Source organism: Streptomyces sp. CA-251247 (assembly GCF_050952975.1).
In the GTDB taxonomy this organism is placed as follows: Bacteria; Actinomycetota; Actinomycetes; order Streptomycetales; family Streptomycetaceae; genus Streptomyces; species Streptomyces achmelvichensis.
In genome coordinates this window covers 5,229,165-5,250,743 of the sequence record NZ_CP191861.1, presented here as the reverse complement: position 1 = coordinate 5,250,743, position 21,579 = coordinate 5,229,165, and the positions used below count along the sequence as shown (strand labels likewise).

Sequence of the window (21,579 nt, the reverse complement as noted above, 5' to 3'; positions counted from 1 at the left end):
CCGCTCAGCTCTGGAGCTTCGCCATCAGCGCCCGCATGTCCTCGACCATGAAGGGTCTGATCTCCGACGCGTCGGCCGGGTCGACGTCGGTGTCCGATCCGGACAGGGCGCCGGGCGACACGGTCAGGGTGAGGACGGCCTGCCCGTCCAGCACATGCAGGCCCGGGGTGCCGGAGCCGCCGGACAGCACGAAGTAGGCACGCTCGCCCAGCCCTTCGACCCGCTCCATGGCGATCTCGGTGTCGCCGAAGAACATGTCCGTGCCCACGCCGGCATCGAACTCCGGCCCCGGGTCCGTCTTCTTGTGCAGCGCGTAGGTGACGAACACCGTCGTCGGCGTGTACTGGTCCGCCTCCTTCGCGGTGGAGTCCACCAGGTGGATCCAGCAGGTCGCCATGTCCCGGGCCGCGTGCTCGCGCCCGGACGGCCTCGGGGAGTCCACCTCGCCCAGTGCGGTGGACAGGGCCTTCACCTCCGTGTCGAGGCAGAGGTTGCCGCTCTCGCGGTACGCGCCCATGTCCGGGCCCCGGCTCTCGTGGACGTACAGACCGGCGGCCCACACCGCCGAGGCCGTCACCGCGCCGCCGAGGGCCCACAGCCAGGCCTGCGGGGGTGGGCGCCGGAACCACGGAGCGTCCGCCGCCGGGACGGTCTCCGCGGTGGCCTCCCGGTCCCCCGCGTCGTCCTTCCGCTGTCCGGGGATCTCCGGCTCGCCGAACCCCTCTTCGTCACCGACCAGTTCCGGCTCGGAGATCACTCGCGCTCCTGCGGCCCGGGCGCCCCTTCGGGAACGGCCACGGCGTCGGGCGCCGCCTCCACGACCGTCGCACCGGGCGGCGCAGTCGTGGCGAGCAGGGCCTGTTCCTGGCTGTACACCCGCAGATAGCCGACGACGGTGTTGGTCACGGCCACCAGCGGCACCGCGACCACCGCTCCGCCGATACCGGCGGTCAGTCCGCCCGCCGCGACCGCGAGGACGACGGCGAGGGGATGCACCCGGACCGCGCGTCCCAGGATGAAGGGCTGCAGTACATGCCCCTCGATCTGCTGCACGGCCAGGACGACGATCAGCACCATCAGGGCGGTGAACACGCCCTGGGTGACGAGCGCGACGACGACCGCCAGGGCGCCCGAGATGACCGCGCCGACGAGCGGGATGAAGGCGAACAGGAAGATGAACACGGCGAGCGGCACAGCCATCGGGACATCGAGGAAATAGATGCCGATACCGATGAATATCGCATCGATCAGGGCGACCAGCACCGTGCCGCGCACATACGCGGTCAGAGTGCGCCACGCCCGCGGCCCGGCTCCGGCGACTCCTTCGCGGGCCTGCGCCGGGACCAGCTTCAGCGTCCACTGCCAGATGCGCTTGCCGTCGTAGAGCAGGAAGAGCGTGGAGAACATCGCCAGCAGAATGCCGGTGAGGATCTCCACCATCACCGTCACGCCCTGAAGACCGGCGGACGTTATCTCCTCGGTGTTGGTGCCGATCGTGTCGCTGAGGTTCTTGGCGATGTCGTTGATCTGCGACTCGGTGACATGGAACGGGCTGTCCAGCAGCCAGCGCTTGAGCTCCTCGATGCCGTCCCGGACACGGTCGGAGAGGTTGTCGAGGTTGTCCATGACCTGCCACACCACGAACCAGCCGACCAGGCCCATGATGACGAACCCGGCGATCGCGGTGACCGCGGTGGCGAGTCCGCGCGGCAGGCCGAGCCGGCGCAGCCGGGCCACGGTGGGCTGGAGCATCGCGGTGACGAGCAGCGCCGCGACGAAGGCGAGCACCACCAGCTGGACGGCGCTGATGATCCTCGTCAACACCCAGAGCGTGCCCGCGAGTACGAGAAGCCGCCAGCCGGCCTCCGCCGCGACGCGCATGCCCCACGGGATGGCGGAGACGGGGTCGGGCTTGGCCACGACCGCGGGGGCGTACGCGGGCGGCGCCGGTATCCGCTCGGGGCGGGGGGTGGGCACGACGACCTCCTCGGCGAGGTCACCGGCCACTGCTTCCTTACGGCGCTCGTCCAGCCGCTGGGACGCACGGGTGATTCCGGCGCCCAGCCCCGCGAGCCAGCCTGGCAGTCTTGACATGATCTTCCCTCTTCCCCCCACTGCTCACCCCACGCATTCCGGACGACGGTACACGCACGAAACCCCTCACCGTAGGACGGTGAGGGGCCACGTGAAGTTGAGCGACGGCTCTAGTACCAGTTGTTGGCCTGCCAGAACGACCACGCGCCGCAGGGGCTGTCGTAGCGCTCGTTCATGTAGTTGAGGCCCCACTTGATCTGGGTGGCCGGGTTGGTCTGCCAGTCGGCGCCGGCCGAGGACATCTTCGAGCCGGGCAGCGCCTGGACGAGACCGTACGCACCGGAAGAGGGGTTCTGCGCGCGGTAGTTCCAGGTGGACTCGTGGTCCACGATGTTGCTGAAGCACTGGAACTGGTCGGCGGGGACCATCTGCCGGGCGATCGCCTGGACCTCGGCGACGGAGTAGGAGCCCTTGGCGGAGAAGCTCGAAGCGTCGCGCACGGAGTCGCGGTTGGCCCGCTCTTCCTTGTCGCGCTCGGCCTGGGCCTTCTCCTCGGCGGCTTCCTTCTTCGCCTTGGCGGTCTTCGCCGCCTCGATGCGCGCAGCTTCCTCGGCGGACTTCTTGGCCGTCGCGTCGGCGGCGGCGGCCTGGGCATCGGCCTGCTCCGCGAGGGAGGAAACCTGAACCTGGGCCTGCTGGCCCATGGGAATGTCTGCGAGGAGGGTCGCGTCGGCGGCCGTTGCCTCGAGCGTGTCGCCCGCGGGCTGGGTGTTGCCCGAGGCAACGCCCACGACAGCTCCGACGGTGGTGACCGCGGTGGCTGACGCCACGGCGAATCCCCGGACCGAGATCCGGCTCACACGGTTTCCTTCCAGCATCGCGCGCATGGGTGACCTCGCGTACGAATCGTGCCCCTGGCGCTGGCCTCCTCACTGCGTTGGGTCACAGGAGGCGCTGGCCCGGTGGGCAACTCCCCTACGGGAGAGCCCATGAAGCTCGCGGGCGGCACACGACGGCAGGTCTTGAGTTGTGTGTTGCGGTGCACCACGGGTGGTGCGGGTGTGTCGTATGCGGGGCCTGACGGAAGCAAGACTCTGCCGGAAGCCGACGCCGCAAGGCAATTCTTCGTTGCGTGTGAAAGCTCACATGCCGTTTGCCCCAGGAGTTTTACGGAAAGCGGCGCACAGCACGACGCCGCCCGGCTACGCTCTTGCGTCTGCCGGGCGGCGCCAACTGCCGTATTCGGTGCTAGATCTGGCCTTCCTCGAGCATTTCGGTCACCAGCGCGGCGATCTGCGATCGCTCGGACCGGGTGAGGGTGACGTGCGCGAACAGCGGATGGCCCTTCAACTTCTCGACCACGGCGACGACTCCGTCGTACCGCCCCACGCGCAGATTGTCCCGTTGTGCCACGTCATGCGTGAGAACAACCCGGGAATCAGCCCCGATTCGGGACAGAACGGTCAACAGGACGTTCCGCTCCAGGGACTGGGCCTCGTCGACGATGACGAACGCGTCGTGCAGCGAGCGGCCCCGGATATGGGTGAGCGGCAGCACCTCGAGCATGCCGCGCCCGAGGACCTCCTCGATCACTTCACGGCCCGCCACGGCGGAGAGCGTGTCGAAGACGGCCTGCGCCCAGGGGCTCATCTTCTCGGCCTCGGTGCCGGGCAGATAGCCGAGCTCCTGCCCGCCCACCGCGTACAGCGGCCGGAAGACCATCACCTTCTGGTGCTGTCGGCGCTCCAGGACCGCTTCCAGTCCCGCGCAGAGCGCGAGCGCCGACTTTCCGGTGCCGGCCCGGCCGCCGAGCGAGACGATGCCGACGTCCGGGTCGAGGAGCAGATCGAGGGCGATGCGCTGCTCGGCGCTGCGGCCGTGGATGCCGAAGGCCTCCCGGTCACCGCGCACGAGCCGGACGTTGCCCTCGGCCGTGATCCTGCCGAGCGCCTTGCCGCGCTCGGACTGAAGCACCAGTCCGGTGTGGACGGGCAGCTCGGCCGCCTCGGGGACGTAGAGCGTCTCCTCGCTGTAGAGCAGATCGACCTGGTCGGCCGAGAGCGACATCTCCGCCATTCCGGTCCAGCCGGAGTCGGTGATGGCGAGCTCGGCGCGGTACTCCTCGGCCAGCAGGCCGACGGAGGAGGCCTTGATCCGCAGAGGCAGGTCCTTGGAGACGACCGTGACGTCGTACCCCTCGGCCTGGAGATTGCGCGCTACCGCCAGGATCCGTGAGTCGTTGTCCCCCAATCGGAAGCCGGCCGGAAGGACGCCGGGATCGGAGTGGTTGAGCTCGACACGGATCGTGCCGCCGAGGTCGCCCATGGGGATGGGGGCGTCGAGGCGTCCGTACCGGATACGGAAGTCGTCCAGCAGGCGCAGGGCCTGACGGGCGAAGTAGCCGAGTTCCGGATGGTGCCTCTTGGCCTCCAGCTCCGTGATGACCACGATCGGGAGCACGACTTCATGCTCGTCGAAGCGGGTCATGGCGTTCGGGTCGGCCAGCAGGACGCTGGTGTCGAGAACGTAAGTGCGCCTGTCGGGCATGCGGCGCTTTGTGCTGTTCACCACGGAAGGACGTACCCCCTCGGACGAGGTCGGGCTGCGACGGCGTCGCGGGCGACTGGGCCGGGCTCTGGCCACGATGCGCGGGCCGAGCACCGGCCCTCCGCGTGGTCCGCACAGGGGGTGCGTTCCTTCGTGTGCAAAGGGCCTCCCGGGTGAGCGGTCTCGGCCGCTCACTGAGATACGACGTTCGTGGATCGGACGTCGACCTGGAAGGGGTATTCCCTCGAACACGCGCTGCCATGCCATGGCATATGACGACGTGTGGGTGAACAGAGGGTGATCAGTGCTGCGAGGGCCCCGCGGGGACCTCAGTTTCCGTAGCGGCGGTGGCGCGCGGCGTAGTCACGGAGGGCTCGCAGGAAGTCCACCTTGCGGAACGCCGGCCAGAAGACTTCGCAGAAGTAGTACTCCGAGTGGGCGCTCTGCCAGAGCATGAATCCGGACAGCCGCTGCTCGCCGCTGGTGCGGATGACCAGGTCGGGATCGGGCTGGCCGCGGGTGTAGAGATGTTCGGAGATGTGTTCGACATCGACGATCTCGGCCAGCTCCTCGAAGCTGGTGCCCTTGTCGGCGTGCTCCAGAAGCAGGGAGCGGACCGCGTCCGCGATCTCCTGCCGGCCGCCGTAGCCGACCGCGACATTGACCAGTATTCCGTCGATGCCGTCGGTGGCCTGCTCGGCCTCCTTCAGCACGGACTGGGTGCGGGCGGGAAGCAGGTCGAGCGTGCCGACGTGGTGCACGCGCCAGCGGCCGTCGGCCGCCAGGTCGCGGACCGCGTTCTCGATGATGCCGAGGAGCGGGACGAGCTCCTTCTCCGGGCGGTCCAGATTGTCCGTGGACAGCAGCCAGAGGGTGACGACCTCGACATCGGTCTCGGCGCACCATCCCAGCAGCTCCTGGATCTTGCTGGCGCCGGCCTTGTGACCCTGTTCTGCGGTACCACCGGAAGCCTTGGCCCAGCGACGGTTGCCGTCGAGGATGACGCCGATGTGCTTGGGCACCTGGGCGTGGTCGAGTCGGCCCTCCACCCGGCGTGCGTAGAGCCCGTACACCAGGTCACGCAAGTTCACGCCAGTCCACCTCTCGGTTCCGTCGGGCTCACCGGCCCTGTACCCGGGGCCCGGCCCGCGGCGCGGCCGCCGTCGGGCGCCGTGCCCCGGGCGAACGCAGCACCGGCCTCGGCCCCCGCCGGGCGGCAATCCCCGAAGCCGCAACAGTACTGCGCACGGGCCACGGCCACCCAACCCGGTCTGTCACAAGTCCGTGATAAGGAGGGATACGTGACTCATACCTCCCCGTACCTCGCTTCTCCCGACCGATACGACTCGATGGAGTACCGCCGCTCCGGCCGGTCGGGGCTGAAGCTCCCCGCCCTCTCGCTCGGCCTGTGGCACAACTTCGGCGACGACCGCGCGCTCGATTCGCAGCGTTCCATCCTGCGCCGCGCCTTCGATCTCGGCGTGACGCACTTCGACCTGGCGAACAACTACGGCCCGCCGCCCGGTTCCGCCGAGCTCAACTTCGGCAAGCTCTTCGCGCAGGACTTCGCGCCCTACCGCGACGAACTGGTCATTTCCACCAAGGCCGGCTATCTCATGCACCCGGGGCCGTACGGCGAGTGGGGGTCCCGCAAGTACCTGCTGTCCTCGCTCGATGCCTCCCTGGACCGCATGGGACTCGACTACGTCGACATCTTCTACTCGCACCGCTTCGACGCGAACACTCCTCTCGAGGAGACGATGGGCGCGCTGGCCACCGCCGTGCAGCAGGGCAAGGCGCTGTACGTGGGCGTCTCCTCCTACACCGCGGAGCAGACCGCCGAGGCCGCCCGGCTGCTGAAGGAGATGGGCGTGCCCGCCCTCATCCATCAGCCCTCCTACTCGATGATCAACCGCTGGATCGAGGACGACGGGCTGCTCGACACTCTGGAGAGCGCCGGCATGGGCTGCATCTCCTTCGTGCCGCTCGCACAGGGCCTGCTGACGGGCAAGTACCTGAAGGGCATTCCGGAGGGCTCGCGGGCGACCCAGGGCAAGTCGCTGGACCCGAAGCTCCTGTCCGACGAGGTCGTGCGCCGGCTGAACGGGCTGAACGACATCGCCGCCGGCCGCGGCCAGTCGCTGGCGCAGCTGGCCATCAGCTGGGTGCTGCGGGATCCGCGGATGACGTCGGCCCTGATCGGCGCGTCCAGTGTGAAGCAGCTCGAGGAGAACGTGGAGGCTCTGGCCGGCGCGCCTCTGAGCGAGGAGGAGCTGCGGGAGATCGACACCTACGCGGTCGACACCGAGGGCACCAACATCTGGGCGGGCCGCAGCTGACGGCTGACGCCGCGTGAGGCCCGGGGGAAGCGGTGGCCGCGCACCAACGGGGAAGTGCGGAAGCCGCTCACCTGCCCGGTGCAGCGGGGAGCCGTACGGGCCGGGACAGAAAAACGGGCCGGTCCGTGGGGGGGATACGGACCGGCCCGAGGGGGGGTTTCCACCATAACCCTTCGTAAGTGGTGCTGCGTGCCACGCCGTGCCGGAACTACGCCACGGATGCGGCGAACGGAGGGCCCCTTGTAGCCCGGGAGCCCGGAAACCAGGGGCTTTTGGGCTCTTCGGGCATCCCGGGTCGTACCCCTCAGGGGGGACCCGCGGTCCGGGCGCGCCGTTGACGCGGTGACGGCGTGTAGGGAACGGCCGCCCCTCGCCGGTCCGTCAGGCCGACGGTTCTTTCGTCTTGTTGGCGATGATCTGCTCCATGAAGGTGTCGCCCCACACCCCGAGCGGCAGCAGCGCGGTGTTCAGCGCCTCCCCCAGCTCGGTGAGGGAGTACTCCACCCGGGGCGGCACTTCCCGGTAGACCTCGCGGTGCACCACACCGTCCGCCTCCAGCTCGCGCAACTGCTGGATCAGCATTTTCTCGCTGACGCCGCCGACATGGCGCTTCAGCTCCCCGAAGCGGTGCGTGCCGTCGTGCAGCGCCCACAGGATGAGCGGCTTCCACTTGCCGCCGACGACGTCCACGGCGGCATCGAGACCGCAGCTGTACGCACTCTTCGCCTTGGCCACGGCAACTCCTCCGACACGCTCGATACTTACCGTTTCGCCAGTACACCACTGTTCGCGGATCGCGGTCCCGAACGAGGACAGGATCTGGCCTATAGGGCTCCTACAGTCCTGTCATGACGACGCGCGAAGTGACATGGACCGAGGCCTCCGCCCGCAGGCTCCGCCGCCAGGGCCTGGTCACCCCCGCCCAGGGCTCCCCCGCCCGGATCACCGCCGCCATGCTCGGCGCGCACGCGCAGGTCCTCTCCGCCGCCGAGCTGTCCGTCGCGCTGCGCCTGGACGGCGGCGCGACCCGGACCAGCGTGCGCGAGGCGCTGTGGACCGAGCACAGCCTCGTGAAGACGTACGGACCCCGCGGCACCGTCCATCTGCTGGCGGCCGAGGACATGCCGATGTGGACCGGGGCGCTCTCCGCGATCCCCGCCGGATCGAACCCGATGCCGCCCCATGTGCGGATGACGGACGAGCAGACGGAGCAGGTCCTGGCGGCCATCGGCGACGCGCTCACCGGTGCCGAGCTCACGGTCGACGAGCTGACCGAGGCGATCGTGGAGCGCACCGGCCCGTGGGCGGGCGATCCGGTGATGGAGGCCTTCCAGGACAAGTGGCCCCGGTGGCGTCAGGCGACGCATCTGGCGGCACACCGAGGACTGCTCGCGTTCGCCCCCAACCGCGGGCGCAAGGCGACCTGTACCAGCCCCGGCGTCACCCCCATGGACGGGCCGGCCGCGCTGGAGGCCCTCTTGGAGCACTATCTGCGGGCGTACGGGCCCGCCTCACCCGCGCACTTCGCGAAGTGGCTCGCCGCTCCGCGCGCCTGGGCAGCCGGGCTCTTCGCGTCATCGGCGGCCGGCGGGCGGATCGAGGAGGTCGTGTTCGCGGGTGAGCGGGCGTGGGTGGCGGCCGGGGACACCGAGTTCGCCGACGAGGCACCGCGCGGGGTGCGGCTGCTGCCCTACTTCGACGCGTTCACCATCGCCTCGCAGCCGCGTGAGCTGCTCTTCCCGGGCGCTGCCCGCGAGCGGGCGCTCGCCGGCGGTCAGGCCGGGAACTTCCCCGTCGTCCTCGTCGACGGAGAGGTCCACGGGGTGTGGCACCAGAAGCGGTCGGGGAAGCGGACCGCGGTCACGGTCGAACCGGTGGGGAAGGCGCTGGAGCGCGCCCGGACGCGCCGTGACCTTCAACGACAGGTGGAGCGGGTCGCCGAAGTGCTGGAGGGGACGGCGGAGCTGACGGTCGGTACGGTCACGGTCGGGCCGCATGCCTGAGGCGCAGCAGGGTGATGCCGTCCTGTTCGGCGATCCGCTCGTAGCCGTACCGGCGCTCGGCGGCGTCGAGTTCGGCGGCCTGCTTCTCGGGCGGATAGGGCCAGTGGCCGGTGCGATACGGCCAGGCCTCGGGCGCCTCCCGGTCGTGGATGATCCACTCGGCCGTCGGGCGCGGCAGCCGGTCCTTGTCGTACTCGTAGAGCCGGGCGTCGACCGGGAAGGTCGGGAAGAGCACCACGTCGCAGCGGGAAGTGAGCTGGGGCACCAGGCGGTTGGAGGCGGCGACGGACGCGCCGTCGGGGATCCTCGCGAGCAGGGAGCGGGCGGCCTCGATGTGGGGTGTGGTGCGCCAGGTGGCCCGCTGCGCCAGCTGGGCCAGGGGGAACGACGGCAGCATGACGACGGTGACGGCGAGGACCGTGGCGAGGGAGGCCCGTACCTGCCGCGCGGCGAGCGGGTGGTCCGCCGCGCCCCAGCGCCGCAGGGTGTCGATGAGCCCGGCGAACACGATCGGCATCAGGACGGCGCTGTAGTGGAAGGACGTGCCCCAGTGGAAGCCGTTCTGGGAGAGCATCCGCCAGGCGAGCGTGGGCACGGCCAGCAGGGCGAGCGGGGAGCGCAGGGCGAGGAGCGCCGAGGGCGCGAACACCAGGATGAGCGTCATCGCCTTGATGTCCGGGCGCAGTGCGTCGAGCGGGGCGAGGACGAGGGTGCCGAGCAGGGTGGAGTGGCTGCCCTCGCCCAGGTTCACACCGTGGGCATAGCCGCCGGCCGGATTGAACGCGGGGAGCAGCACCTTGATCTCGATCACCGAGGCGATCACACCGGCGGCCGCGGTGACGACGCCGAGAAGCCGCGGCCCCTTCCAGGCGACGAAGCAGCCCAGCGCGGCGACGGTCAGGCCCAGGTCCTCCTTGACCAGGACCAGCGGTGCGGCCCAGGCAACGGCGGCTCCCCAACGCCGCCTGCCGAGCGCGACGACGGCGAACGACAGCAGCGGCACGGCGAGCGCGACCTCGTGGAAGTCGAACGCGGCGGCCGACGCGATGCCCCAGCTGAGCCCGTACCCGAGAGCGACGGCATGCGCCGGCCGCCGTCCGAGTACCCGCTGCGCCCAGGCCACCAGCGGCACGGCGCCGAGCGCCAGCAGCGCGGACTGGGCGAGGAGCAGACACAGCGGGGACGGCCAGAGGCGGTAGAGCGGGGCGAGGACGGCGAGCGCGGGGTGGAAGTGGTCGCCGAGCAGATGGAAGTTCTCCCCGCGCAACGGGACGATCGGGGCGCGCAGTTGGGAGTAGGCGCGGATGGCCTGCTCGAAGATGCCGAGGTCGTAGCCGGTGGTGCGCAGCAGCAGATGACGGCGCACGGCGACGGTGGCGTAGAGAAGGAAGAAGGCCGCCGCCCAGCTCCAGGGGAGAAGGGCGGCGGGGAAGCGGGCAGCGGCGCGTGTTCCGGGCTCCGGCGAGGGCGCGGGGACGAGGGATCGCAGGACGCTGCGCCGAACCGCCGCGTTGTCAGAAAATGTCCGCATATCTCCGAATGCTAGTGCCGGGAGCGGCACGAGCCGGGTTTGACCGCCTCGATGAGGAAGCGCGTCGTCGTGGCGACGAAGGGTCCCTCGGACTCGATCCGTTCGTGAAGCGCCACGAGCTGCGGACGGTACTGCTCGACCGTGAACCCGGGGACCATCCAGATGACCTTGCGCAGGAAGTAGACGACGGCCCCGATGTCGTGGAACTCGGTCCGCAGCGACTCCGCCCGCAGATCCACCACGTCCAGGCCCGCGGTCTCGGCTGCGGCCCGCGCCGCCTGCGGGTCGCGGGCGCCGCGCGCCTCGGGCGGCTGCGGCCCGAGGAAGTACTCCACCAGTTCGAAGACGCTGGCCGGGCCGACCTCCTGTGAGAAGTACGTGCCACCGGGCCGCAGTACGCGGGCGATCTCCTGCCAGTACGCGCGGACGGGATGGCGGCTGACGACGAGGTCGAACGCCTCGTCGGCGAACGGCAGCGGCGGCTCCTCGGGATCGGCGACGACCGCCACGCCCCTCGGCCGCAGAAGGGCGGTGGCCTTGGCGACGTTCGGCGGCCAGGCCTCCGTCGCGACGGTGAGCTGCGGCAACACCGGTACGGAGGCGAGGACTTCGCCGCCACCGGTCTGGATGTCCAGCGCCGCCGAGGCTCGCGCCATGCGCTCGCCCATCGACCGGGCGTACCCCCAGGAAGGGCGCTGCTCGGTGGCTCTCCCCTCCAGCCAGGAGAAGTCCCAGCCCTCGACGGAGACGGCCGCCGCCTCGTCGATCAGATCCTCGAACGACCGTGGTGTGCCGTGCTGCTGCGCTGTCATGACAGGGCGTGTCCCGTGGTGCTGTCGACATGGCCGGGGATCTCGCCCTCGTGCCGGTCACCGGTCGACTTCGTACCGGACGGCTCGAACATCAGGATCGAGCCGCCGGGCGACGACGGCTTGTGCTCGGTGCCCTTGGGGACGACGAAGGTGTCGCCCTTGGTGAGCTCGACGGTGGACTCGGTGCCGTCGGCGGTGCGCAGGGCGATGTCGAAGCGGCCGTCGAGCACGAGGAAGAACTCGTCGGTGTCCTCGTGGACGTGCCAGACGTGCTCTCCGGCGGTATGGGCGATGCGTACGTCGTAGTCGTTCATCCGGGCGACGATGCGCGGGCTGTAGACGTCGTCGAAGGAGGCGAGCGCCTCGATGATGTTGACCGGCTCGGTGTCCATGGGACCGATACTGCGCGCCGCGGCACCGCTTGTCTTCTCGTTATGGGCGACTCGCGGTGGGCGACGTGCGGGTGAGGGCGGTCGGGTACCTGCGGGTTCAGCCTCGGGCGGCGAGTGCGCCGAGCAGCAGCCCCAGCAGGGCTCCCGCCATCATGAACGGCCCGAAGGGGATCGCCGTCCTGCGGCCGGCGCGGCCGAGGGCCATCAGCACGACCCCGTAGAGCGAGCCGAACAGGAAGCCCGCGAAGGCGCCGACGAAGAGCACGCTCCAGCCGTACCAGCCGAGGACGACTCCCAGCGACAGTGCCAGTTTGACGTCACCGAAGCCCATGCCGTTGGGATGGATGACGAAGAGCACGAAGTACGCGCCGCCGAGGACGAGTCCGCCGAGCAGTGCCGTGGCCCAGGAACCGGCGTGGCCGGGCAGCAGTGCCACCGGTCCGAGAAGAAGTGCGGCCGCGGCGGCCAGTGGCAGGGTCAGCTGGTCGGGCAGCCGGTGCACTCGGAGGTCGACGACCGCGAGCAGTACGGCGAAGGGCACCATCAGCAGCCAGACGGCCAGTTCGGGGCGGGCCCCGCTGGCGGCCGCCACGGCGACGCAGGCCGCGGTGGTGACGAGGGGGACGGTGACGGGCGGGACGGTGACGGGCGTCGCGGGTGCCGCAGGTGCCGCGGGTGCGTCCGGGGAAGGGCCCGCCACACCGTCGGCCGCCTGGCCGGACACGGCCGGTACCGCCGTCGCACAGGTCGCGCACCGGACTGAGCCGATCCAACCGCGCACCGGACCGGCGAAACCGTGCCCCGAAGGACAGCTGCCGCGCCAGGGCTCTCCCGGCTCGACGGAGAGCCGGTACGCGGCGCGGGGCACGAGCAGGCCCGCGGCGGCGCCCCACAGGGCGGCGACGGCGAGCAGCGTGGCATACACGGCAAAGAGCGTAAGGGCCCGTTCCGACCGCGGTCATGGGTCCGGGGGCCCACTCGGGGCATCCGGACCCACGGCCGGAAGGCCGGCGCTACGGTCTACGACCATGAGCGGACGGCGTCGGTGGCGGGACGGCACGGGGGTGCTGCGGGCGGCCGGGCGGGACGCCGCGGTGCCGGTGGAGATCGCGGCGACCTACGGTCCGCGGCGGCGGGGGCTGCTGGGCCGGGACGGGATCGACGGGGCCATGCTGCTGACCCCGTGCAACAGCGTGCACACCTTCCGGATGCGCTTCTCGATCGATGTGGCCTATCTGGACCGGGAGTTGCGGGTCATCGAGATACGGACGATGGGGCCGGGGCGGTTGGGGAGGCCGCGGCTGCGGGCGCGGCATGTGCTGGAGGCGGAGGCGGGGGCGATGGCGGGGTGGGGTCTCGTCACCGGGGCACGGCTCACGATCGAGACGCCGGGGGCGGCGGGGCCGGGGCCGGCTGACCGGTGATGTCCACGGCCGGGCGGCCCGGCCCTCCCAGGCTGCGGGCTCGGTCTTTCCGGGCATCGAGCTGGGTCCTTCCAGGCGTCGAGCTGGGCCGTTTCAGGCGCTGGGCCGTTTCAGGCGCTGGGCCGTTTCAGGCCGTGAGCCGGGCAGCTTCAGGCGGCGAGCCGGGTGGCCCGGCCCGTGAGTTCACCCGGCTGTCTATGACGACGGTCTGCGGGTCGGCACCGTGCCGAGCCGGGGCCACCGCCCTCGGACCCGGTCACGCAGGTCCCCGGCGAGCGCGCCCAGCGCACCCAGTGCCTCATGGCCGCCGGCCATCCCGGCGACCACGCCGAGCCGGTGCAGCAGCCGCTCCCGCGCGGTGACGGTGCCCCACTTCCAGTCCTCGTCCACCGCGCGGGCGAGCCGGTCGACGGTGCCCCGGCGGGCGCGCTCCACCAGGGCGTCGCCCCGGATCAGCCAGCCCGCGCAGGCGTCGGCGAGATCACCCGCGACCTCGGTGCCGGTCGCCGCACGCCAGGTGGTGCGGTACATCTCCTCGGCCTCGGACAGCAGCGGCCCGGCAGCGTCGGTGACGCACCAGCAGGTCGGGAAACCGATGCGCAGATACGCGAGTTCCATGAGGCCGTTGCCGAGGCAGGCCTGCTCGAAGTCGACGAAGCGGATGCCGTCGGGGGTGTGCAGATCGTTGCCGGGGCAGGGGTCGCCGTGCAGCAGTGCGCTGCGTGCAGCCGGTGTTCCGAGGCGGTGCACCAACGCACCGAGTTCGTCCTCGGCCGCCGCGGAGACGGTGGCGCCGAGACGCCGGGCGAACGCCAGGAACGCGGTGACATCGCGCTCACCGGGACCGGTCCAACGGGGCAGCTCCGTCTCGTCGCCGGTGGCCGCGGCATGCAATCGGGCGAGGCCTTGTGCGTACGCGATCTGCCAGCCCTCGCGCGGTGTTCGGTGTTCCACGTGCTCCAGTACGAGCACCCGGGCGTCCGGGGCCGTGCCGAGCAGGCGTGGCACCACCGCGGGACGTACGCGACCGGCGGAGCGCAGGGCCGTGATCTCCCGCCGGTAGCGTTCGTCGGCCGCGGCGTCGGCAGCTGCACCGGTTGCCTCGCCGTCTGCTTCATCGGCGACGAGCTGCTTCACCACGGCGACCGTGCCGTCGGGCAGTTCGACGCGCCAGACCGCCGACCGCGGGCTGCTGTCGAGCAGCCGCGCCCGCCGGGGCGGACCCAGCTCGTCCCGCAGCCGGTCACCGAACGGCACCGCCACGCGTGTCCCTCCTTCGCCGGCACACCTGCCGCAGGCCGCCGACCGGACTCCTCGATCCCGTTCGATCCCGTCAGGCCGTCAGACCCAGGGCAGCCGCGCAGGTCGCCGTCGCCACCACCAGCCGCGGTCCGCCATCGCGGATCCCGCCTTGGTCAGGCGCCCGAGCAGCTCTCCCCCGTCGTCCGTGGTGTGCGTACGGAAGAGTACGTCGAGCGTCTCGGCGGAACGAGCGATTTCCCCGCCCAGGGTGCCGTGCACGGTGGACAGCCGCTCGGCGAGCCGGTCACGGGTGCGCAGGTCCTCCAGATACAGCTCCTCGGGGTAGCGGCCGGTCGGCCCCCAGTCGGCCTCCACTCTGCGGACGAGACGTTCCCAGAGCAGCAGTTCCTCGCGGGCACGGTTCTCCGGGCTCCGCGCCGGTGCGCTGCCGTCGGCGTCGGTGAGAGCGGCGAAGGCGTCCGCCACCGGCGTCGGCACCTTCTCCTCGCGGAAGATCTCCGGCAGTAACTGCACTCGCGCCGACGGTAGTTGGGCGACAGCCGTCTCGACGGCCTCGACCTCCACCACCACGGCTCCGCCGCTCGCGCCCGCCTCGACCACGCGGGCGCGCGTCACCGTGCCGTCCGGAGCGGCCGCCCAGTACGCGGACGGAACCGTCTCCTCGGCGGGGTAGAGCACCGTCGTTCCGCTCAGGGCCGCGAGGCTCCGCGCCGCCTCCGCCTCGTCCGGGGGGTCGGGCACGGCGTCCGCGACGGAGACCTCCCAGGCCAGCGCGACATCCCCGGCGACCGCGTGGTAGCCGCAGAGCACGAGCGCGTCCCAGTTACGGCCGTCCCGGTCCTCGACCGAGTCCTCGTCGGCGATGTCGACCGCCGTGGAGGGCACGCCCACCGCCCGCGCCAGCGCGACCGCCATGGCGGACACGGTCAGCCGGTGGACGGTCAGAAAGCTGTAGATCACGAAGAGGTCCCGTCGTCGACCCGGCCAGAACGGTCGGCGGCAGGCCGGCCCGACCCGTCCCCGCGCTCCTTCCGCCGGCCGAGGAGGCGTGCACGGGGGCGCGGCAGTCCCCGGCACACTCGACGGCGGGCCCGACGCGCAACCCCGTGTGGCGACATGAAGCGACGGTAGGGAGCGGATGTGCCGGGGTCATGGGCCCCCGGGCCCAATCGTGGGCCCCCCGTGACCTGGGCCTTGTGTCCGACCTGCGGCGCCGACGGCTCAGGAGGCCCACGCCGCCCGGCCCGCTCAATGGGCGCGCGGCTCCCACGGCAGTGGCTGCCGCACGTGGCGGCCGCGGCTGCGGCGGGCCAGCAGCGTCCACACGGCGAGAATCAGCACGAGGGCCGTACCGAGGCCGATCCCCGTGTAGCCGACGGCCTTGTACAGCGCGCTGTTCCCGGTTCCGCTGCCGGACGATGCCCGCCCGGCCTGTGCGGCCGCCCGGTCCTCGTCGCTGAGCCCGAAGCCCGCAGCGACGGCGTCACCCGTGTACGCCGGACCTTCGACGCGATCGCCCTCGACGCCGACGCGCAGCGTCAACGACAGCGCTGTGTCGACCCGTTGATCGAGCGAGACCCGGACGTAGTACCAACCGGAGAACCGCATCGCTCCCGTGTCGTCCCGGGGCGAGGTCCGATTGGCGAACGCGGCGGGCGCCGTGCCGAGCGACACCTCCGAGGGACCGCCCCGGTAGCCGGTCGCCTCGTTCTTGACGAAGCCGCGGCCCGTGTTGAACAGCGTCAGCCGCAGGCCGTCCGGGACCGACGCGGCCCGGCCGGTGGCCGTACCGGCGAACTCCGCGTCGAGGAAGACCTGTTGCCCCCACTCGACGGGCACCTTGTAGAACCGGCTCTCACCCGGACTCAGCCGGTCCTTCCACACGCCATGGCCGACGGCGGGCGCGTCGTTGAACCCGGATCCGCCGTCGACGCCCTTCGCCGCCCCGGTGACGGGGTCCGCCGGCCGCGTCGCCCAGGAGGACGGCGCGGGCGTCTGCGCACCGTCCCCGACCCCGGGCTCCGTCATGTACTTCAGCTCCAACGGCCAGTCACGGGCCCCGGAACCGGCCCCCGAGCCGATCCACTCGACGCTGTAGACGTAGTCGCCCGCCGCCTGGCACTCCCGGCCCTTCCCGATGCGCCGCGTGGCGTAGTCGGCGACGGGCCGGGCGGTGGAGCTGCCGAACGTGACGTCGTTGCTCACGCTGCACTTCTCACCGTCCGCGGACTCCAGCGCTATCCGCACGCCGTCCGTGGCGCCGACCGGGCTGCCCGGCGGCGGAGCCAGTACGGCGGAGACATAGGCGTTCGACACGTCGTCGAGCACGACGCGGTAGAACTTCCGCTCCCCGGCGGAGACCGTGTCGGTGTACGTCCCGGGCCGCAGCCGCGGGCCCTCGGCGCTGGATGCCGCGCCGTGGACGGGCTTCGCGTCCGGGGCGGTCCGGTAGGCGGCGGCCGGGCCGCTCGGGGAGACCGCGACGGCGGACGCCGGCGCGAGGAGGGCCCCGCAGACGACTCCGAGGAGAACTCCGCGAAGCACCGTCACCGTTGCGGCCCGTACCCGTCTCATCCGCGCGCTCCTCGGCCCACTCGGTCGACAGCCGGCCCGCAGCGTACTGCGGGCCGGCTGCGGGACGTACGGCGGGAACGCGTTCAGTTGGTGCCCCCTGTCGGGAAGGAGACCTCCACACGGCGGTTCTTGGTCCGGCCCTCCTCGCTGGAGTTGTCCGCGATCGGATAGTCCTCGCTGTAGCCGCGGACCTCATAGGTGATCCCGGCGTCGTCGAGCTGCCCGCTGAGCACCCCGTGCACGGCGTCGGCCCGCTTCTTGGACAGGACCCGGCCGTGCTCGTACGTACCGAGGTTGTCGGTGAACCCGAAGACGCGGACCTTCTGGGCGTTGTGCTTCTTGATCTCCGCGACGATGGCGGAGATGCGGCCGTTGGCCTGCGGGGTGAGCTTGGCGCTGTCCTTGCCGAACAGGACCTCGGCCTGGAGCGCGAACTTCAGTGAGGACGTGGTCTCTTCACGGCGCTCCTCACCGCCCTCGGTCTCCACGATGGAGACGATGTCCAGCACACGCGGCTGGGCGAGGGTGGCACCGTCGCGCATCTTCAGACCGGGGTTGCTGCCGTCGATCTCCGGCGGGGTGTACGTCGACTCGGTGCCGGGCGGGACGCTCGGGTCGTCGTCGACGGGGGCGCCGGACGCGGCGGGGGCGGTGGTCAGCTGGATGCTGGTGAAGAGGAGCAGGGCGGCGAGGGAGACGGGTGCCGCACGCATCAGGAGATCTCAATCGTGGCGGTGGGCATGAGGGGGATCTGGAGATCGAGGGTGGTGGTCTCGTTGGGGGGTGCGGGGAACTGGGCGAAGAAGTCGACGCTCTTGCCGCCTTCGAATGCCGTGAGGCCGGTTGTCGTCAGGGGAAAGCCGTCGGTGTCACGCAGGACGTAGTAGCGCTTCTTCCCCACCTTGTCGACCAGGGTCACCCCGGCGAATGACCTGCCTGTGCGCTTGACCAGGGTCTCTTCGCCGTTCCACTGAATCGGGGGAATCTGGCGTTTCCCGGTCGTGTTCTTCACCGCTCCGGAAATCGTCAGAAAGCCACCGCCGTCCCGAACAGCGCTGTGGATCGTGAACTCGAAACCGTTGCTGCCGTTGATGGTGGCCAAGGTCTGGCTCTTGTCCGGCACGGTGTTGCCGCCGCCGTCGCCGGACTCCTCCGGCTTGCCAGATTCCGTCGCGGCGCTGCTGCTCTTCTTGTCGTCGGAGCCACTGTCACCGCCGCCGCACGCCGTCGACAGCGACAGCGCCGCTGCCGCAAGGACGGCGGTCACTGCCCTGCGGGTCATCGCTCCGTGCCGATTTCTCATGAGTGGTGTTCCTTTGTGTTCGGTCGCGGTCAGTCCTCGACCAGCCGGACGGTGAAGAGTTCGGACAGGTCGGGAAGTGGATCCGGGTCCTCGGGATCGATGTCGATGTCGCCGCCGTCGGGGCAGTGCAGTGTTCCCAGGGACCCTGGCTCCTCGGAGGGCGACGGGCTGGGCTCTTCGGGCTCGTTGTCCCCATCGCCAGGCGAGGGCTCGTTCTCCGGGGGCTCGTTCTCCGAGGGTTCGAAGGTGCACAAGGGCTCCACGACAGCGGTGGCCTTCGCCTGGGCACGTTGATCGGCTGTTCCCGGGAGGATCGTCTCCCCGAGCGGCTGCGAATCGACGGTCACCCGGAAACCCCAGCGGCCGGGGCCCAGGAAGTCGCACCCCGTGACCGTCGTCTCGTTCTCACCCGCAAATTGACCGGCTGCCGCACAGCCACCGCCGGGGTCCCCGATCACATCACCGTCGAGAAGATCGCCCAGGAAGTCGAGGTCGAGTTCACCGTCGCCGAGGACCCGGTCCCTGGACTCCATGGCGGCGGCAAGGGCGGCAGCATCGGCTCCGGACTGAGCGCCGTTGCGAGTGGCTCCCGCCTGACCCACCGCAAAGAAGGCGAGCGCGAGAAAGAGCAGGCCCGCCACCATCGCGATGTAGATGGGAGCGGCCTGCCCTGCCTCACGGGTACTACCAGCGGTGGGAGGGACTACTCCCCACCGCCTCCGCCCAGAATCTCGTTGACCTTGGTCGTGAGGCCCGTGGCGATGTCGTTCGCCACCCCCGACCCCACCAGCGCCGCAATAATCAGCGCCACCAGCACGATCACGCCCACGTACTCGACCGCGCCCTGGCCCTCGTCGCGGCGTTCCTTCATCGCCAGTGCCGTCGCGGCCACCCAGGCGGCCACGTACACACGGGTGTTCACGATCGCCTTCAGCGTCACGTTCGACATCGACTTCCTCCAGGCCGGTCCGGCTTTCAGCGCGTGCACCGTACGCCCGGGGCGGGACGGCGGACATGGGTCTGTGGGCCCAAGGGTGGGCCCAATCGGGGCAGCGGAGTGTGCGTAACGCCCTCACGCCGACCCCCCTCGTGCGAGGCTGCGCCAGACGGCGATGGCCTCGCCCCGGCTGCCCGCGTTCAACTTGGCAAAGATGCGATTGATGTGGTTCTTGACCGTCTTCTGACTGATGAAGCAGGAGGCGGCGATCTGCTGATTGGTCATGCCCGACGCGATCAGGTCCATCACCTCCACCTCCCGCTGACTCAACTCGGTGATCACTCCCCGCAGTTCACCGGCTACATCGGGGTCCGAAGACGAATGTGCCATATTCGCTTGCGTAAGCGAAGACCGTTGAGCAAATTGCCGACCGCTCCGCACCCCCGCGAGCAGTGCCCCGGAGGCGGAATGGGTGAAGGTCGCCCGGCCCGCCTTGATGTCCCGTACGGCTGCGACCAGTTGGTCCGCTGTGAACTCACCGTGCACCAGATAGCCTCCGGCGCCCAGCCGCAGCGCCTCGTGCACGATCTCGCTCTCCCGGCTGTAGGTCATCATCAGCACCGGGGCGAGGCGGACCAGATGCGGCAGCGCGGCGAGGCCGTCGACCCCCGGCATCCGGACGTCGAGCAGGATCACATCGGGCCGGTGCCGGACCGCGGCCTCGTAGGCCTCGCGGCCGTCCGCCGCCTCGGCCACGACGTCGAGGTCGGCCCGGCCCTGAAGCAGGACCGTCAGCCCGGCTCGTACGACGGGGTTGTCGTCGGCCACGACCACCCGCAGGGGTGAGATCGCCGCCGGCAACTGCTCGGGCAGCGCGGGAAGTTCGTCGGAGGTGTGCGAGGACGTGTGCTGCGAGGCATGCGACTGATGGCTCCAGTGCTGTCCCGAGGTGCGGGAGTGTTCGTCCGGCATGGCTGCAGCCTCCTCTCGAAAGGCGGGGACAGGGGGTGGCGTTGTCAGGTGACCGTTCGGGTGCGCTGTGCCTCGGGGGTGTACGGCGTCCGGCTGCGGGAGGGCCCGGCCGGCTGCCGGGGAATGCCCCCGACCACCCCCAGCGCGACCACCGGCAGTTCCAGGCGTACCTCCGTGCCCTTCGCCGCCCGCCCCCGGCCGATCCGGATCCTCGCGCCGATGGACGCCGCCCTCTCCACCATGCCCACCAGTCCGAAGTGGCCCGCCTGGCGCAGCCCTTCGAGGGAGGTGCCGGGCGGCAGTCCCCGTCCGTCGTCGTACACGCTGATCCGCAACACGTCGCCGGTGACTCCGGCCGACACGGCGAGATAGCTCGGCCGGCCGTGGCGGTGGGCGTTCTCCATGGCCTCGGAGGCGATGGTGAGGGCCTGACGGGCGACGGCGGGCGGCACGTTCGGGGGTGGTCCGTCGCCGAGCGGACTGAAGGTGGCCCGTACACCGTTGCGGCGGGCGAAGTCGTCCGTGCGCGCCGCCAGTTCGGCCATCAGGTCGACACCTCCGTCGAGGCCGGACTCCCGGCGCAGGTCCGACAGGAGCTCCCGGGACTCGGCCGCGGCCCGGCGGGCCGAGCGGGCCACCAGCTCCGCCTGGTGCTTGACGGTGAGCGGGTCCATCCGGTCGGCGGAGCTCGCGAGGCCGTCGGCCGCGAGCGCCAGGCCGTGCAGGGTCTTGGCCACGGAGTCGTGCATCTCCCGGGCGAGCCGGGCCCGTTCCTGTTCGACCGCGCCGCTGACCGCGAGCCGGGCGCGCGCCTCGGTCAGGGCCTGGCTGGCCGCTCCGAAGCCGAGCATCAGATTGCGCAGGGTGCTGCCGATGGCTCCGGCCAGGACGCACAGGCCGGGCAGCAGCAGGGCGGTGAAGCGGGCCTCGGCCTCGACATTGACCGCGTACGCGCCCGCGATGATGAGCGACTGGAGGATCGCGAACACCGCGGCTCCGCGCCACCCGGAGATCAGTCCGGCCAGCAGCGGGGTGCACATGGTGACGTAGGCGAGGGTCGAGTCGGGCGACGCGGTGATCAGCAGCAGCGCGCCGAACGTCATGTCGGCGCCGAGGAGCCACGGGTGGCGCAGCAGGACGGGCCCGAAGCGTTCCCAGTCCCGCAGGAGGACGTAGGAGGTCATGAAGGTGACCAGCACCGCCGCGCCCACCAGCCAGGTCGCCGGGCCGGGGCGGGTGCCGTCGAGGGCGAAGGGGGCCGCCAGGGCGATCATCGCCAGCCGGAATCCGAAGACCTGACGGCACAGCGCCTGGAGGGCGTTGACCTGGATGGGCAGCGACGGCAGGCGTGCGGGGCCCGTGGCGGCCACATCGGCCGGTGTCTCGCCCGCGTTGCCGCCGCTGAGTACGGCTTTGCCCGGTGCCATGGTGTCCACCTCCCCTTCGGT

Annotated in this window: 21 protein-coding genes and 1 pseudogene; 3 read left to right on the top strand and 19 right to left on the bottom strand. The window is 70.9% G+C overall.

Translation table 11 applies throughout. The annotated features are described in order from the left end of the window. Window positions 1-4 precede the first annotated feature (4 nt). The 5 genes from ACQPWZ_RS23395 to ACQPWZ_RS23375 form a co-directional block, all read right to left on the bottom strand. On the bottom strand, window positions 5-757 hold the full coding sequence (locus ACQPWZ_RS23395; protein ID WP_433572304.1) for a hypothetical protein: 753 nt from the start codon (window positions 755-757) through the stop codon (window positions 5-7). Beyond that, window positions 754-2,094 (bottom strand): AI-2E family transporter, encoded by a 1,341-nt coding sequence (locus ACQPWZ_RS23390; protein WP_340475103.1) that lies wholly within the window; start codon window positions 2,092-2,094, stop codon window positions 754-756. The genes ACQPWZ_RS23395 and ACQPWZ_RS23390 overlap by 4 nt, the downstream gene beginning before the upstream one ends. A 110-nt stretch (window positions 2,095-2,204) precedes the next feature. Further along, entirely contained in the window at window positions 2,205-2,894 is a 690-nt protein-coding gene (locus ACQPWZ_RS23385; RefSeq protein ID WP_327680743.1) for a transglycosylase SLT domain-containing protein, read from the bottom strand. A 388-nt stretch (window positions 2,895-3,282) separates the two neighbouring features. Further along, window positions 3,283-4,605 (bottom strand): PhoH family protein, encoded by a 1,323-nt coding sequence (locus ACQPWZ_RS23380; RefSeq protein ID WP_340475102.1) that lies wholly within the window; start codon window positions 4,603-4,605, stop codon window positions 3,283-3,285. Between the two features lie 305 nt (window positions 4,606-4,910). Further along, a complete protein-coding gene (locus ACQPWZ_RS23375) occupies window positions 4,911-5,672 on the bottom strand; it encodes an isoprenyl transferase (RefSeq protein ID WP_313944368.1) in 762 nt (253 codons plus the stop codon). Between the two features lie 210 nt (window positions 5,673-5,882). Between ACQPWZ_RS23375 and mgrA the strand changes: the two genes are divergently transcribed. After that, window positions 5,883-6,920: an L-glyceraldehyde 3-phosphate reductase gene (gene mgrA / locus ACQPWZ_RS23370; protein WP_340475099.1), complete on the top strand. Its 1,038-nt coding sequence runs from the start codon at window positions 5,883-5,885 to the stop codon at window positions 6,918-6,920. A gap of 381 nt (window positions 6,921-7,301) precedes the next feature. Here mgrA and ACQPWZ_RS23365 read toward each other — a convergent pair whose 3' ends face one another. Then, the gene (locus ACQPWZ_RS23365; RefSeq protein WP_327680748.1) at window positions 7,302-7,655 is read right to left on the bottom strand and encodes a winged helix-turn-helix transcriptional regulator; all 354 of its coding nucleotides are present in this window, start codon (window positions 7,653-7,655) and stop codon (window positions 7,302-7,304) included. Between the two features lie 113 nt (window positions 7,656-7,768). Here ACQPWZ_RS23365 and ACQPWZ_RS23360 point away from each other — a divergent pair, with 113 nt between their 5' ends. Then, entirely contained in the window at window positions 7,769-8,923 is a 1,155-nt protein-coding gene (locus ACQPWZ_RS23360) for a winged helix DNA-binding domain-containing protein (protein ID WP_433572303.1), read from the top strand. Here ACQPWZ_RS23360 and ACQPWZ_RS23355 read toward each other — a convergent pair. The 4 genes from ACQPWZ_RS23355 to ACQPWZ_RS23340 form a co-directional block, all read right to left on the bottom strand. Continuing rightward, complete coding sequence (locus tag ACQPWZ_RS23355) at window positions 8,901-10,454, bottom strand: DUF2079 domain-containing protein (RefSeq protein ID WP_433572302.1); 1,554 nt, start codon at window positions 10,452-10,454, stop codon at window positions 8,901-8,903. The genes ACQPWZ_RS23360 and ACQPWZ_RS23355 overlap by 23 nt on opposite strands. An 11-nt stretch (window positions 10,455-10,465) precedes the next feature. Beyond that, a complete protein-coding gene (locus tag ACQPWZ_RS23350; protein ID WP_433572301.1) occupies window positions 10,466-11,266 on the bottom strand; it encodes a class I SAM-dependent methyltransferase in 801 nt (266 codons plus the stop codon). Continuing rightward, window positions 11,263-11,658 carry a cupin domain-containing protein gene (locus ACQPWZ_RS23345; RefSeq protein WP_433572300.1) on the bottom strand — a complete coding sequence of 132 codons (396 nt, stop codon included), beginning with the start codon at window positions 11,656-11,658 and terminating at the stop codon, window positions 11,263-11,265. The genes ACQPWZ_RS23350 and ACQPWZ_RS23345 overlap by 4 nt, the downstream gene beginning before the upstream one ends. 97 nt (window positions 11,659-11,755) lie before the next feature. After that, the gene (locus ACQPWZ_RS23340; protein WP_433572299.1) at window positions 11,756-12,583 is read right to left on the bottom strand and encodes a prepilin peptidase; all 828 of its coding nucleotides are present in this window, start codon (window positions 12,581-12,583) and stop codon (window positions 11,756-11,758) included. Between the two features lie 103 nt (window positions 12,584-12,686). Here ACQPWZ_RS23340 and ACQPWZ_RS23335 point away from each other — a divergent pair, with 103 nt between their 5' ends. Beyond that, a complete protein-coding gene (locus tag ACQPWZ_RS23335; protein WP_433572298.1) occupies window positions 12,687-13,082 on the top strand; it encodes a DUF192 domain-containing protein in 396 nt (131 codons plus the stop codon). A gap of 195 nt (window positions 13,083-13,277) precedes the next feature. Here ACQPWZ_RS23335 and ACQPWZ_RS23330 read toward each other — a convergent pair whose 3' ends face one another. The 9 genes and pseudogenes from ACQPWZ_RS23330 to ACQPWZ_RS23290 all read right to left on the bottom strand — a co-directional run bounded on the left by ACQPWZ_RS23330 (window position 13,278) and on the right by ACQPWZ_RS23290 (window position 21,558). Then, window positions 13,278-14,345, bottom strand: a complete 1,068-nt coding sequence (locus ACQPWZ_RS23330; RefSeq protein ID WP_433572297.1) for a phosphotransferase — start codon at window positions 14,343-14,345, stop codon at window positions 13,278-13,280. A gap of 78 nt (window positions 14,346-14,423) precedes the next feature. Continuing rightward, window positions 14,424-15,305, bottom strand: a complete 882-nt coding sequence (locus ACQPWZ_RS23325) for a hypothetical protein (protein WP_433572296.1) — start codon at window positions 15,303-15,305, stop codon at window positions 14,424-14,426. A 288-nt stretch (window positions 15,306-15,593) separates the two neighbouring features. Further along, a complete protein-coding gene (locus ACQPWZ_RS23320; protein ID WP_433572295.1) occupies window positions 15,594-16,919 on the bottom strand; it encodes a hypothetical protein in 1,326 nt (441 codons plus the stop codon). Between the two features lie 83 nt (window positions 16,920-17,002). After that, window positions 17,003-17,632: an OmpA family protein gene (locus tag ACQPWZ_RS23315; protein WP_313944380.1), complete on the bottom strand. Its 630-nt coding sequence runs from the start codon at window positions 17,630-17,632 to the stop codon at window positions 17,003-17,005. Next, a complete protein-coding gene (locus ACQPWZ_RS23310) occupies window positions 17,632-18,186 on the bottom strand; it encodes a hypothetical protein (protein ID WP_433572294.1) in 555 nt (184 codons plus the stop codon). Before ACQPWZ_RS23310 ends, ACQPWZ_RS23315 begins: the two co-directional genes overlap by 1 nt. Window positions 18,187-18,251: 65 nt before the next feature. Further along, window positions 18,252-18,881 (bottom strand): annotated as a pseudogene (locus tag ACQPWZ_RS23305) (pilus assembly protein TadG-related protein); the annotation flags it as partial. A gap of 44 nt (window positions 18,882-18,925) precedes the next feature. Beyond that, window positions 18,926-19,171: a hypothetical protein gene (locus ACQPWZ_RS23300; RefSeq protein WP_313944382.1), complete on the bottom strand. Its 246-nt coding sequence runs from the start codon at window positions 19,169-19,171 to the stop codon at window positions 18,926-18,928. 123 nt (window positions 19,172-19,294) lie between these two features. Next, window positions 19,295-20,131 carry a response regulator gene (locus ACQPWZ_RS23295; RefSeq protein WP_433572293.1) on the bottom strand — a complete coding sequence of 279 codons (837 nt, stop codon included), beginning with the start codon at window positions 20,129-20,131 and terminating at the stop codon, window positions 19,295-19,297. A 44-nt stretch (window positions 20,132-20,175) separates the two neighbouring features. Beyond that, a complete protein-coding gene (locus ACQPWZ_RS23290; RefSeq protein ID WP_433572292.1) occupies window positions 20,176-21,558 on the bottom strand; it encodes a sensor histidine kinase in 1,383 nt (460 codons plus the stop codon). Window positions 21,559-21,579: the final 21 nt, after the last annotated feature.